12 protein-coding genes are annotated in these 13,872 nt (G+C 39.3%); 10 read left to right on the top strand and 2 right to left on the bottom strand.

From position 1 onward, the window contains the following. The 4 genes from H4J75_RS19110 to H4J75_RS19095 all read left to right on the top strand — a co-directional run. A partial coding sequence (locus H4J75_RS19110) for a hypothetical protein (RefSeq protein ID WP_220465367.1) occupies window positions 1–121 on the top strand: 121 nt, incomplete at its 5' end. Window positions 122–753: 632 nt separating this feature from the next. Then, window positions 754–2,103, top strand: coding sequence for a hypothetical protein (locus tag H4J75_RS19105; RefSeq protein ID WP_182222983.1), 1,350 nt, complete (start codon window positions 754–756; stop codon window positions 2,101–2,103). A gap of 42 nt (window positions 2,104–2,145) precedes the next feature. Then, entirely contained in the window at window positions 2,146–3,297 is a 1,152-nt protein-coding gene (locus tag H4J75_RS19100) for an imelysin family protein (protein ID WP_182218433.1), read from the top strand. Between the two features lie 95 nt (window positions 3,298–3,392). Continuing rightward, window positions 3,393–5,006, top strand: coding sequence for a di-heme oxidoredictase family protein (locus H4J75_RS19095; RefSeq protein ID WP_182222982.1), 1,614 nt, complete (start codon window positions 3,393–3,395; stop codon window positions 5,004–5,006). A 267-nt stretch (window positions 5,007–5,273) separates the two neighbouring features. On the opposite strand, the gene H4J75_RS19090 is transcribed toward H4J75_RS19095, so the two are convergent. Further along, entirely contained in the window at window positions 5,274–6,239 is a 966-nt protein-coding gene (locus H4J75_RS19090) for an NAD(P)-dependent oxidoreductase (RefSeq protein ID WP_182222981.1), read from the bottom strand. 50 nt (window positions 6,240–6,289) lie between these two features. After that, window positions 6,290–6,778 carry a putative 4-hydroxy-4-methyl-2-oxoglutarate aldolase gene (locus H4J75_RS19085; protein ID WP_182222980.1) on the bottom strand — a complete coding sequence of 163 codons (489 nt, stop codon included), beginning with the start codon at window positions 6,776–6,778 and terminating at the stop codon, window positions 6,290–6,292. Window positions 6,779–6,897: 119 nt separating this feature from the next. Between H4J75_RS19085 and prmA the strand changes: the two genes are divergently transcribed. The 6 genes from prmA (at window position 6,898) to purD (ending at window position 13,489) form a co-directional block, all read left to right on the top strand. After that, a complete protein-coding gene (prmA, locus tag H4J75_RS19080) occupies window positions 6,898–7,779 on the top strand; it encodes a 50S ribosomal protein L11 methyltransferase (protein WP_070375038.1) in 882 nt (293 codons plus the stop codon). A 194-nt stretch (window positions 7,780–7,973) separates the two neighbouring features. Next, complete coding sequence (gene dusB, locus H4J75_RS19075; RefSeq protein WP_182222979.1) at window positions 7,974–8,939, top strand: tRNA dihydrouridine synthase DusB; 966 nt, start codon at window positions 7,974–7,976, stop codon at window positions 8,937–8,939. A 20-nt stretch (window positions 8,940–8,959) separates the two neighbouring features. Continuing rightward, the gene (gene fis, locus H4J75_RS19070; RefSeq protein ID WP_070375036.1) at window positions 8,960–9,247 is read left to right on the top strand and encodes a DNA-binding transcriptional regulator Fis; all 288 of its coding nucleotides are present in this window, start codon (window positions 8,960–8,962) and stop codon (window positions 9,245–9,247) included. 183 nt (window positions 9,248–9,430) lie between these two features. Beyond that, entirely contained in the window at window positions 9,431–11,032 is a 1,602-nt protein-coding gene (purH, locus tag H4J75_RS19065; RefSeq protein ID WP_070375035.1) for a bifunctional phosphoribosylaminoimidazolecarboxamide formyltransferase/IMP cyclohydrolase, read from the top strand. Between the two features lie 258 nt (window positions 11,033–11,290). Further along, a complete protein-coding gene (locus tag H4J75_RS19060; RefSeq protein ID WP_182222978.1) occupies window positions 11,291–12,118 on the top strand; it encodes a class I SAM-dependent methyltransferase in 828 nt (275 codons plus the stop codon). 84 nt (window positions 12,119–12,202) lie between these two features. Then, window positions 12,203–13,489, top strand: coding sequence for a phosphoribosylamine--glycine ligase (gene purD, locus H4J75_RS19055; protein ID WP_182218422.1), 1,287 nt, complete (start codon window positions 12,203–12,205; stop codon window positions 13,487–13,489). Window positions 13,490–13,872 lie beyond the last annotated feature (383 nt).

Below are 13,872 nucleotides of genomic sequence, written 5' to 3'. Positions count from 1 at the left end.
CAACTTGAAATTTGTTGTAGAGCTAATCAACCCAGTAGCGATGGATGAAGGTTTACGCTTCGCTATCCGTGAAGGTGGTCGTACTGTTGGTGCTGGTGTTGTATCTAAAATCATCGCATAATTGCAGATTTTAGTTCTCACGAGAACTTAAAGAAAAGACGCTTAGGCGTCTTTTTTTATATCTAGATTTTAGTGAAATTGTCAAACAGTCAAAACTGTCAAAGTTACTAACACAGAGCAGGTGTTGTATCGCTGTACCTAAAAGAAGCATCGCATAATTGCAGATTTTAGTTCTCACGAGAACTCAAGAAAAGACGCTTAGGCGTCTTTTTTTATCTCTAAATTTTAGCAAAACTGTAAAATCGCTAACACAGGGCAGGTGTTGTATCGCTGTACCTGAAAGAGGCATCGCATAATTGCAGGTTTAAGTGCTCACGAGAATTCAAAAAAAGACGCTTAGTCGTCTTTTTTTATCACTAAATTTTAGTGAAATTGTCAAACAGTCAAAGTTGCTAACACAGAGCAGGTGTTGTATCGCTGTACCTAAAAGAGGCATCACATAATTGCAGATTTTAGTTCTCACGAGAATTCAAGAAAAGACGCTTAGGCGTCTTTTTTATGTCTTATTTCAGTGATCAAAAGAATAGAATGAAATTAATTACGAATGATAACTATTATTGTTTGCAATAATCATTAGAGCTAATTACAATACATGCAAATGAAAGTGATTCGTATTTGTATTGGTGCAGTAAGATGAAAAACAAAATTTCTGTTTTATCAACATTGGCAATGGTCAGTTTTTGTAACCTTGCTCAGGCTGATGATCAACCCTCTGTTATTAACTTTAACAAACAACAGCAACAAATTGAAAAGCTTCAAAGTGAACTTAGACAATTAAGTCTAGCCGTATCCTCAACAAGTCATAAAGATCAGCTAAATTATTCAGCCGTCAAAAATTGGCACATTACCTCTTATGGCAGTGTACTTTATAAAACGGAAGATGTTTTTCGTAACACGCAAGACACACAACCACAAAAGCGCAGCATAACTGATGTCGAACGCGTTGTTTTAGAATTTGGTTATCGGTTTGATCCCCAATGGCAAGTTGAAATAGAGTTAGAGTACGAACATGGTGGTACGGGCGCAGCATTAGAATATGATGGCTTCGAAGAATTCGGCGAATTTGAAACTGAGATAGAAGCGGGTGGTGAAGTTCTGGTTGAAAAATTAGAACTCAAATATGCTTACAATGACTACTTTGCTATTAAACTTGGCAGAATATTTGTCCCTGTGGGTTTAGGGACTGAGTTACACAAACCTGATCAATATTTTACTACCCAGCGTCATTGGAGTGAATCAACACTTATCCCCCAAGTTTGGCATGAAACCGGGATTAACTTCACTGCAAATTGGCAAGGATTTAAGGCGCAAGCTTTACTGACGACAGGCCTTAATTCTGAATACTTTCGTACTTATCGCTGGGTAGCCAGTGGTCACCAAAAAAGATTCGAAACGATCAATGCCGACGACTTAGCGTTAACGCTTCGAGTAGATTATGGCGACCTTAAAAAAGGCTCAGGGATAGGCGCTAGTTTTTACAGCGGTAACACCAGTGGTAATCGCAATAATACCAATAATATTTCAGCGGATGGCCATTTATCCATTATCGGGCTCAATGGCGTTTATCGTTATCAAGATTGGACGCTACGAGGTCAGTATTTATTCGGCAAATTAGATGACAGCTTAGCCATTACTGCCGCTAATAAAACAACGCCAGGATTAAAACCAGGTAACTTTGCTCAATTAGGTAGTGAAGCTGAGTCAGCATTTCTAGAAGTCGCCTATAACAGTCAATTTCTGCTTGGTCTTAGCAAACCTTTGTATCTATTTACTTCATATGATTATGCCAACCCTATTAAAGAAGTAGCAGGGGGCTTAGCTACCTCTCGTTTTGATATTAAAGAAATTGCCATCGGTGTGAACTACATACCAATAAAAAATGTGGTACTCAAAGCTCAGTTTGCTGAAAAATCTTATGCACAAAGCAACCTTGATAATACCCAAAGTTTTAGCCTATCGATGGGCTATTATTTTTCAATATAACCATCAGTTTAAAAGACGACTGTAAATTTAAAGGAATTAAAAATGTCATTGAAAACTTCACTCTTCGCAACGACCACAGCAATATTAATGTTATCTGCATGTGGTGGTAGCAGTTCTTCACAGTCAATACCTGTTATAGAAGAACCATCAGGCTTCGCGTTTGATGCAACCGCTATGATAAGTAATATAACAAACGATATTATTGTTGAAGGTTATAACGACCTGAACACCAAAGCAGAGATCTTTCACTTAGCGACCTTGTCATTATTAAATTCTCCGAGCCAAGAAACATTATTGGCAACTCAACAAGCATGGCAAACAGTTCGCCAACCTTGGGAGCAAGGAGAAGCTCATATTTTTGGACCAGTAGATGCCTTATCTATAGATCCTCATTTAGATACCTGGCCATTAAATACCAGTGATCTGCAAAGTTTATTAGCAACACAAAGTGGTTTTAATGCCGAGGTTATTAAGTTATTTAACGACGATGTTCAGGGCTTTCATACCATGGAGTTTCTACTTTTTGGCGATGGCTTAACCGATAATGCTAAAGCGATAGATGAAATGACAGCGTTAGAGCGTGAATATTTAGCTGCTACTGCAGAAGTGTTTCGTGAATATACCCAATCGCTTTTTGATGCATGGACGGTTAGACATGATGCCAATGATACAAACTCATTACCCTACCAAGAATTTTTGCTGATACCAGGTAATGACATTTATGCGTCTGAACTAGGCGTCGTAGAAGAATTAATTAATGGCATGATAGGTATTGTTGATGAAGTCGCTAACGGAAAAATTGCTGAACCCTTTGGTAGTGATATTAACTCAACGGATACCTCGTTAGTTGAATCACAATACAGTTGGAATTCACTGGCTGATTTCACAAATAATATTCAAGGGGTTAAAAATGTTTACCTAGGGACCACAAATTCACAAGCTGTGACCGATGTAGGAATTATTAATTTCGTTCAAGCCGCGGATAGTGCTTTAGCTATTCGCATCGATACCGAAATAACGACAGCAATAACAGCAATTAAAGCGATTTCAGGTGAAAATGATATGCCGTTCAGGCAAGCAATTAATGATGTAGAAGCACGTGTTCGTATTCAAGCCGCTATTGATGCTTTAAGTATTTTACAAACATCATTAGAGAGTGATGTGCTTATATTGTTGAATAACTGGAATAACTAACAGTGATTTAGTTGCTAACCGACCCCTAAAGGATGTAAGCCGTGCAAGGATGCACTTCCCTTTAATTTATAAATAGAACAAAACTTATGTTAAATATGAATAATATAAACAAGGGTTTAATAATTACGATTAATCTTTTACTGGCAACATTATTTCTTAGTGCCTGTAATCGTGATAGTCAGTCAAATGATAATGCTGTTGTTGAACCTGATTACCCTGATTATACTTTTGTTGAAAACCTAGGTGATAAAGCGACAGCATTTGATGCTAGTGATTCAGGGCATGGCTTTTCAACTCCAATAACGACCTTAACTGACGCTGAACTAAACCAACACCTGACTGGCGATGCTAATTTTGAAATGGCGTTTACAACAGCGCCAAATATGGAACACCCTGAATTAGATGGTTTGGGACCGGTTTTTAATAATCAAAATTGTAACTCATGCCACCAGCGTGATGGTCGTCCATCTACATTAACCATTCCACAAGACCAAGATCGTATTTTATTAGGCGCTAATGCCGGTATTTTTTTGAGAATGAGTATTGAAGACGGTGAATGCACAGCGCCGTCAATTAATAATAACTATTGTCAAAATAAGCCTGTGCAAGGTTTTGGTACCCAGCTATTTCATCGAGGTGTGTTAAAAGCACGGGCTGATTGGCAAGATCACCCTTTTGTTGGTCAAGCCGATGTTTATTTAGCTTATGAATTTAAAACAATAACGTATGCCAATGGTGATACGGTTGAATTAAAGAAACCGGTATTTACCATTGAAAATGCTTACGATGTTGGCGACGGTCAACAACGCGATAGTGCAATTATGCAGGTTGATGTGCGTTATAGCCCACGTAATGGCATGCCAATCTTTGGTTTAGGTTTATTAGAACTCATCGCCGAAGCCGATATATTAGCGTTAAGTGATGAGCTAGACACCAATAACGATGGTATTTCAGGTCGTCCAAATTGGGTTTTCGACCCAATTAAAGCGAAAAACAAAGATCTTATGCCTGTGTCACTTGGACGCTTTGGCTGGAAAGCAAGCACACCCAGTGTTCGTGTTCAGTCTCTAGGCGCATTACGGGGTGATATGGGGATTACCAATCCGTTATTCCCACAGGAGAGTATCGCTAATTCACCTTTGCATGAAAGCTATTTAACGCGGACAGGTTTTATTGATACCGGTGTTGATGAACAAGGAGGTAGTGAAGCAAGCCAAGAGTTCTCAGATGATGTTGTTTTTTATGCGGAAACATTAGCGGTGCCATCAAGACGCAATATAAATAATGAAATGGTAATTGCCGGCGCACAATTATTTGAAGAGGTCGGTTGTGTGTCTTGCCATCAAACAGACTTTACTACGATGAGTGGTGATATTTTGGTGGGAGGAGTACCTGCACCTGAGTCATTAAAAGGACAACATATTTACCCCTTCACAGACATGTTATTACACGATTTAGGCGCAGAATTAGCAGATAATCGTCGTGATTTTATGGCAACAGGCAATGAGTGGAAAACTCGACCACTGTGGGGAATAGGGTTAACTAAAACAGTGAATCCTGCCGCAGGTTTTTTACATGATGGTCGAGCGAGTACGGTAGAAGAGGCAATACTTTGGCATGGCGGTGAAGCGCAACAAGCTACCGACAAGTTTATGGCATTAAGTGTTAATGAACGTGAGCAACTAGTCTCTTTTGTTATGTCTTTATAAGTCAGCGCCGCGCCGACAATGTTATTATTTCTCCAGAAGAAGTGGGCTTTGCGCAAAGCATCACTTATTCAAGGCGTTAAAGAGTTACTTTAACGCCTTATTTTTTTAAAAACGAGTGAGTAAATCGTAAGTTATAGTCTAAAAAAATGCGTGTCTTATTAACCGTCTTCCTTTAAGTGATATTATTTTTTTAAAAAGCGGGATGGTGATTTAACAGGATCAGCCTTTAATCGTAAGTTATAGTCTAAAAACGCTGTAGATCTTTACTTATGCACCACTTATTAATTCTTTTTTCAAAATACTGCTCGACGACAATGCTGAGTTTTCAGGTAACTGTGTGTGTCCTGCTAAGAGATAAATGACTTTCTGTCCATTCTCTGCGAGTTCAAGTGCATGTTGAAAATTAATAAGTATTGATGAAGTAATACTTTGTGGATACTTTTCAGCATCACGGCGTATATATTCAATTAGGTCGATATTAACGTCATCGTCATAAAATACCGCTTCAGCAAATTGCATTTCTCGGTGAGTCTGTAGGGTTAATTTATCTGGATTACCATCTAATGTATGAACAAAGACAATTTCACCTACCGGCGGTGTAATTTCTTTCTTTATGCTGGCAATAAGCTGTTGTTCAGCTTCGGGTATATTACCTTGTAAAATCTGCTCACCGATAGGCCCTCTTAATACGCTTTCCCAGAAGGTCCTACGGTTGCGCAGTCCTCTTACTCTTGCTTTAACATGATCTCGAAATTTAAAAGAGAAATCTGCAAGCCTACCGTAGCCATTGGGTAGGGTTTTTTCAATTTGTTCTCTAAGCATCCTTAACAATATAGGGGCACTTCCAGAGCTAGACATAGCGATAATCATCGGTGCGCGATCTATGATTGCTGGCGTGATGTAAGTACAGAGTTCAGGTTGGTCAACAACATTGGTGAGAATGTTGAGCGGTTGTGATTCACCAGCAACCGCTTTATTGACTTCGCCATCGTCGGTAGCTGCAATCACTAAGTTCATGCCAATTAAATGGCCGCTTTGGTAATTGTGAGCGAGCCAATGTAGATCATGGCCATCGACTAATCGTTTCACACTTTCAGATAAGCTTGCAGCCATAACCGTAATGTTAGTGGTACTTTTTAGCAGTAATTCAATTTTACGTGCCGCGACATCACCACCACCAATGATCATCGCCGATATGTTTTTACCCTCAAGAAAAATGGGGAAATATTTCATTTAAATAACCTATATTGTCTTTAATCTGTGTATGAGCCTAAACAATTGCGTTAAGACGGTAATGATAAAAGTTTTTCACTGATGGCTAAACCATTACTGTCGCCGTAGATGAACTGTCCGGGAATAAAATGAATGCCGGCAAAAGTAATGGGAATATTTACTTCACCAATACCTAGTTTCTCAGTTTTAATTGGGCAACAACCCAATGCTTTTACACCTAGTTTTAGCGTGGCAATCGTACCCGCATCACGAATACAGCCATTAATGACTATTCCTTGCCAACCATTTTTAACCGCTTTTTCAGCAAGCATGTCACCTAACAGTGCACGTGTGGTACTTGCTTTACCATCAATAACCATGACTTTACCTGTGCCGTCAGTATCTACCAAAGCTTTAACTTTTGAATTGTCATTAAAACAAGACACGGTGACTATTTCCCCATAAAAAATGTTATTTTTGCCATAGTCAGTAAATAGCGGTTGTGCCAGTGTTAATGCGTTAGGGTAAATGTCATATAAATCAGGGAGAAGATCGAGCATCGTAGAGTTCCTTATTAGGCCAGAGGGAATAATTATCCTAGCAATACTCTAGCAGAAGTCTTTGTAGGTATTAACTAACAAATGCTAAACTAGTGAAAAATTTATAGTGAGCACCTCCCATGCCTTGGATACAACTTCGCTTGAGTGCGAATGAAGACACATCAGAAAAATATAGTGATTGGTTAAGTGCTTGTGGCGCACAAGCCGTGACGTTTATCGACGCCCAAGATACCCCTATTTATGAGCCGCTTCCGGGTGATGAAGTTATCTATTGGCACAATACCGTGGTAATGGGCTTATTCGATGCCAGCCATGACATGGATAAAACCATTACTTATTTGAAAAGTATCCATCCAGATAAAAACGATATGGCTTACAAGTTAGAGCAACTTGAAGATAAAGATTGGGAAAGAGAGTGGATGGACAACTTCCATCCAATGAAATTCGGTGAGCGTTTATGGATTTGTCCAAGCTGGCGCGAAGTTCCTGATCCAACCGCGGTTAATGTTATGCTTGATCCAGGTTTAGCGTTTGGCACAGGAACCCATCCAACCACGGCATTATGTTTAACCTGGTTAGACGGATTAGATTTAGTCGGTAAAACTGTAGTTGATTTTGGTTGTGGTTCAGGAATTTTATCGCTGGCGGCACTTAAGCTAGGCGCGAAAAAAGTCATTGGTATTGATATTGATCCACAAGCATTACAAGCAAGTAAAGCAAATGCTGAGCGCAACGGTATTGCAGACCGTTTAGAACTTTTCTTACCAAAAGATCAGCCAAGTTTTAAAGCTGATGTGGTTGTCGCTAATATTTTAGCCGGACCATTACGTGAATTAGCGCCAACGATTATTGAATTTGTTGCACCAAATGGTCACCTTGCACTGTCAGGTGTTTTAGAAGAACAGGCCAATGAACTGCAAAATATTTATAGTCAGTGGTGTGAAATGGATGCCATTGCTGTTCAAGATGAATGGGTTCGTCTTTCAGGTAAAAAAAATTAGTCAAAAACCCTGTTATTAATTGAGCAGTATTCGTTAGCTATTTGTACAAATTCTGCTCACATCAATAGTTTGCAAAAAGTCAATATTAAAAACGCAAAAAAAAGCAAGAATTGTTCAATTTATATGCTTTTCAATTCCCTTAAAAACACGTAAACTTAGCGCCCTTTTGAATAGTAGCTCAAAAAAACAGCAACATGAATATAGGTTCGTATACTTTATCAAGTAATGTAATGCTTGCTCCAATGGCCGGAATAACCGACCAACCTTTTCGACAACTGTGTTGTCAAATGGGAGCAGGGTTAGCCGTGTCAGAAATGATTTCGTCTAATCCCAAAGTATGGCATACCGAAAAATCTAAGCGACGAAGTATTCATAGTGAATTTGCAGGTATTCGTTCGGTACAAATTGCCGGTTCAGATCCTGAAGAGTTAGCGTTTGCTGCTAAAGTTAATGTTGAAAATGGCGCACAAATTATAGATATTAATATGGGCTGTCCTGCTAAAAAGGTCAATAAAAAGCTCGCGGGTTCTGCATTATTAAAAGAACCTAAATTAGTTGAAGAAATAGTGCGAAGTGTTGTTGATGCGGTAAACGTGCCAGTAACACTTAAAATTCGTACCGGCTGGTGTGAGAACACTCGCAACGGCATTGAAATTGCTAAAATTGCTGAGCACAACGGTATTCAGTCTTTAGTCGTTCATGGTCGCACCCGTAATGATTTTTATAAAGGGGATGCGGAATACGAAACGATAAAAGCCATCAAGCAAGCGGTTAGTATTCCCGTTGTGGCTAATGGCGATATTACCAGCGCAATCAAAGCGGCGCAGGTATTAAATTTTACTGGGGCTGATGCCGTAATGGTGGGTCGTGGTGCCCAAGGGAAACCTTGGATTTTTCGAGAGATTAAGCATTTCTTGAAAACGGGTGAACATTTGTCTGCCCCCTCATTGGAAGAGATTTGTCCGATAGTTATTGGGCATGTAAAGGACTTACACAACTTTTACGGTGACTTTATGGGTGTTCGTTTTGCTCGTAAGCACGTTGCTTGGTATATGCTCGCGTATGATCAAGAGAAAAAATTTCGTTCTGTTTTTAATGCGTTAGAGTCATCTACCGATCAACTTGATGCATTAGAACTGTATTTTGATAATTTAAATTAACTAGAAAGAGTCTGAACTTTATGTTTGAACAAAATATTTCATCACCATTCGTTACTGGCAAGATCCAAACTCAAGCTGAGTATTCTCCATTACGTACTCAAGCTAAACAAGCTATCAGTAACTACTTATCGCAATTAAATGGTAATGATGTAGATGATATGTACGACCTTGTACTTTCTGAAATCGAAGCGCCAATGTTAGAAGAAGTTATGAAGTATACGCGCGGTAACCAAACACGTGCAGCTAACTTGTTAGGTATCAACCGTGGTACTTTACGTAAGAAGCTTAAAAAATACGGCATGAACTAAAAAATAGACAGGTTGTCCCTGTCAATCGAAAGCACCCTAGGGTGCTTTCTTTATTTCTAGCTAAGGGGTTTTCTTCAGCTAGCTACTCATTACTGAGTAAAGGATTTATTTTAAAAAATCACTGCCAAGGACAAATGTCAACGGCCAGACAATTAAACTAACTTTAAGGTTAACAATAAAGCAATGGATACTCCACGCCCAATCAAACGTGCATTATTAAGTGTTTCTGATAAAACAGGTATTGTCGATTTCGCTCGTAGTTTAGCGCAAAAAGGTGTTGATATTTTATCAACCGGCGGCACAGCAAAATTATTAGCTGATAATGGTATACAAGTTACTGAAGTTTCTAAATACACAGGTCACCCTGAAATTATGGACGGTCGTGTTAAAACACTTCATCCAAAAGTTCATGGCGGAATTTTAGCGCGCCGTGGTATGGATGAAGCCGTTATGGCTGAAAACGATATTAGCGCGATTGATCTTGTTGTCGTTAACCTTTACCCATTTGCTAACGCAGTTAGTGATGAAAACTGTAGCTTAGAAAACGCGATTGAGAATATTGATATCGGTGGTCCCACTATGGTTCGTGCAGCGGCAAAAAATCATAAAGATGTGACGATTATTGTTAATGCTCACGATTATGAGCGCGTATTAGCAGAAATGAATAGTAACGATGATTCATTAACGTATAACACACGCTTTGACTTAGCTATTGCTGCCTATGAACATACTGCAGCTTACGACGGTATGATCGCAAATTACTTTGGCAAAATGCTTAGTGCGCGAAGTGGTGAAAAAAGCGAAGTTAACTTTAAAGAAAAAAACAAATTTCCACGCACCTTTAACAGTCAGTTTATTAAAACTGAAGATTTACGTTACGGTGAAAACTCGCATCAGGATGCTGCTTTTTATGTCGAAGCAAATCCTGAAGAAGCATCGGTTTCAACGGCTAAGCAATTACAAGGCAAAGCGCTTTCTTATAACAATATAGCTGACACGGATGCCGCTTTAGAATGTGTTAAAGAATTTGATGAGCCGGCGTGTGTTATCGTTAAACATGCTAACCCTTGTGGTGTTTCTATTGGTGACAATATCTTAGCCGCTTACGAAGGTGCTTATCGTACAGATCCTACCTCAGCATTTGGTGGCATTATCGCCTTCAACCGTGAATTAGATGCCGACACAGCAGAAGCTATTGTTTCTCGCCAGTTTGTCGAAGTTATTATCGCGCCAAGTGTTTCAGAGGCTGCGGCACAAATTGTTGCTGCTAAACCTAATTTACGTTTATTAGCCTGTGGTGAATGGTCGACCAAAACTACCGGTTTTGATCTTAAACGTGTTAATGGTGGCTTATTGGTTCAAGACAGAGACCAAGGCAAAGTGACCAGCGATGATTTGAAAGTTGTTACTAAACGCCAACCCACTGCTGATGAAATGCGTGACTTACAATTCTGTTGGAAAGTAGCGAAATACGTGAAATCTAATGCGATTGTTTACGTTAAAAATAGCATGACTATTGGTGTCGGTGCCGGTCAAATGAGCCGAGTTTACTCAGCTAAAGTTGCTGGTATCAAAGCTGCAGATGAAAACTTAGAAGTTAAAGGTTCAGTCATGGCATCTGATGCATTCTTTCCATTTCGTGATGGTTTAGATGCTGCCGCTGAAGCGGGCATTACTGCTGTTATTCAACCGGGCGGTTCTATGCGTGATAATGAAGTTATTGCCGCTGCCGATGAACATAACATAGCTATGGTGTTCACCGGAATGCGTCACTTCCGCCATTAAGTAGGTTTGCTTATCGTTGGTTAAATAAAATTATTCGTTGGAAGTGCTCAAGTAGATAAACTACGCTCCGCGCTTCCGCTTTTAATTTTCACTAACCAGCTTAAAGCATTTCCAAATAACGGCTTTATTAGCCTTGTTGATAAAATGTTACACTTCAACAAGGTTAAATACTTTTCTTTTATCCCCCTTATCTGTTTCTTCTTTTAAAATCTGCTATAACATGTCGAGTTAACCTTTATTCTTGATATGGAAAAGCAAATGAAAACAATAAAAACTTTATTATCAGCTTCAATCATTAGCCTGTCATTAGCCAGCGTTTCTTACGCTGATCAAGCCATGCAACCTATGGCTAATACACAGTTAGCCCAAGCGGTTGCTAGTGAACATAGATCAGCGGCTAATAAAATACGTGATGAATACCGTCATCCACAACAAACCTTAGAATTTTTTGGTTTTAATTCATCAATGACTGTTGTTGAGATAACACCTGGTGGTGGTTGGTACACTGAAATTTTAGCCCCAGCGTTAAAAGGCAAAGGAAAGTTAATCGGTGCTCATTATCCTGATACCGGTGAAGACAACTATTACAGTAATTCCCGTAAAAATTTAGTAAAAAAATTGGCTAGTCATGAGATGTTTAGTGAAGTTGAACTCTCTAACTTTGTGCCTAAGAAAGCCAGTGAATTAGCCCCCGATGGTTCTGCGGATATGGTACTTACTTTTCGTAATTTACATAACTGGGGAGAAGAAGGTGTTAGCCAAGTATTTATTGATGCCTTTAAGGCATTAAAAACTGGTGGTATTTTAGGTGTCGTTGAACATCGTTTACCAAAAGGCGCAACAGCTAACGATATGAATAGCGGCTATGTTTCTGTGGAAAAGACAATTGCACAAGCTGAAGCTGCTGGATTTACTTTTATTGCCAGTAGTGAAGTAAATGCTAATGCTAAAGATAAAGCAAGTTATGAAAAAGGTGTCTGGACATTACCCCCGTCACTTGCATTAAAAGATAAAGATAGAGAAAAATATCTGGCTATCGGTGAAAGTGATCGAATGACTTTAAAATTTGCAAAAGTAGCTAAATAATCTTAAGACTTGCGCCATAACTTCCCTTATAATGGCGCAAGTTTTTTAGCATATTTTCTAGCAAATAAAGTAGGGTTAAGATAAATGAATGTTTTAGTAATAGGTAGTGGTGGTCGTGAACATGCACTCGCATGGAAAGCTGCACAATCATCACAAGTAGAAAAAGTATTTGTTGCACCAGGTAATGCCGGTTCAGCAACAGAAAATAAAGTAGAAAATGTTGCCATATCCGCTGGCGATACTGCTGCACTAGTCGACTTTGCTAAAACTCAAAACATTACCCTAACGATTGTTGGCCCAGAGCAGCCACTTGTTGACGGCGTTGTTGATGCCTTTCAAGCCGAGGGGTTAACTATTTTTGGTCCAAGTGCTAAAGCGTCACAACTTGAAGGTTCAAAAGCATTTACTAAAGACTTCTTAGCTCGTCACAACATTCCTACAGGCTGGTACCAAAATTTTACTGAAATAGAAGCTGCGTTAGCTTATGTTCGTGAAAAAGGCGCACCTATTGTTATTAAAGCTGATGGCTTAGCAGCTGGTAAAGGCGTTATTGTCGCAATGACATTGCCAGAAGCTGAAGACGCTATTAAAGATATGCTTGCTGGTAATGCTTTTGGAGATGCCGGGCATCGTGTTGTCATCGAAGAATTTTTAGATGGTGAAGAAGCGAGCTTTATTGTTATGGTTGATGGCAAAAATGTTTTAGCCATGGCAACAAGTCAAGATCATAAGCGTGCTTATAATAATGACGAAGGACCAAATACAGGTGGTATGGGCGCTTATTCACCAGCGCCAGTAGTTACCGCTGAACTTCATCAACGTATTATGGATGAAGTCATATATCCTACAGTGCAAGGTATGGCTAAAGAAGATGCCCCTTATACTGGTTTCTTATATGCTGGCTTAATGATAGATGCGACAGGTACGCCAAAAGTGATTGAATACAACTGTCGATTTGGTGATCCAGAAACACAACCTATTATGATGCGTTTAAAGTCTGATATTGTTGAGTTATGTTTACTGGCCTGTGCTGGTAAGTTAGATACAGCGACTATTGATTTTGATCCACGTCCAGCTGTCGGTGTAGTATTAGCGGCCGGTGGTTATCCAGGCACTTACGCCAAAGGTAAAGTGATTTCAGGTTTAGAAACTAACCAGCATCCCGACAGAAAAACATTCCATGCGGGCACCACTGAAATTAATGGTGAGATAGTGACTGCTGGCGGTCGAGTGCTTTGTGCTACTGCATTAGGCGAAACGGTTACACAAGCGCAAAAATCTGCCTATGCTTTATTACACGAAATAAGCTGGGAAGAAGTACAATTCAGAACAGATATTGCCTATCGTGCAATCGCCAGAGAACAAAGTTAACTTATACTTTTTAAGTGTTGAAATGAAAGCCTCTTTTAAGAGGCTTTTTTATTAGCTAAAATCCACGAATATCTCAAGATCCCCTACAGTAAACTGAAATGATCATTGTTAGGTTTTGTTTAGTTATAACTGATAAAAAATTAATAATTACTGTAGTAGCTTTAATAAAGCTCAATAACAACGCGGTATGTATGTTAATTGACCGAACGATCGATTATTTCAAATTTATGACAAAAAAGGGTTGACGCCCAGCGAGAAATGTCTAGAATGCGCTCCAGTTCCAAGGGGTAACCCAAACGAACGTTTTGATAAGTTATCTACATCACTTTAGAGTAAAGTAGTTAACTTAACGTTTTATAGATAAGGTTTGAATCTTCGAAAAG

The organism is Colwellia sp. BRX10-1, from assembly GCF_014077545.1.
GTDB lineage: Bacteria > Pseudomonadota > Gammaproteobacteria > Enterobacterales > Alteromonadaceae > Colwellia_A.
This window is presented reverse-complemented; position numbering and strand designations above follow the sequence as displayed.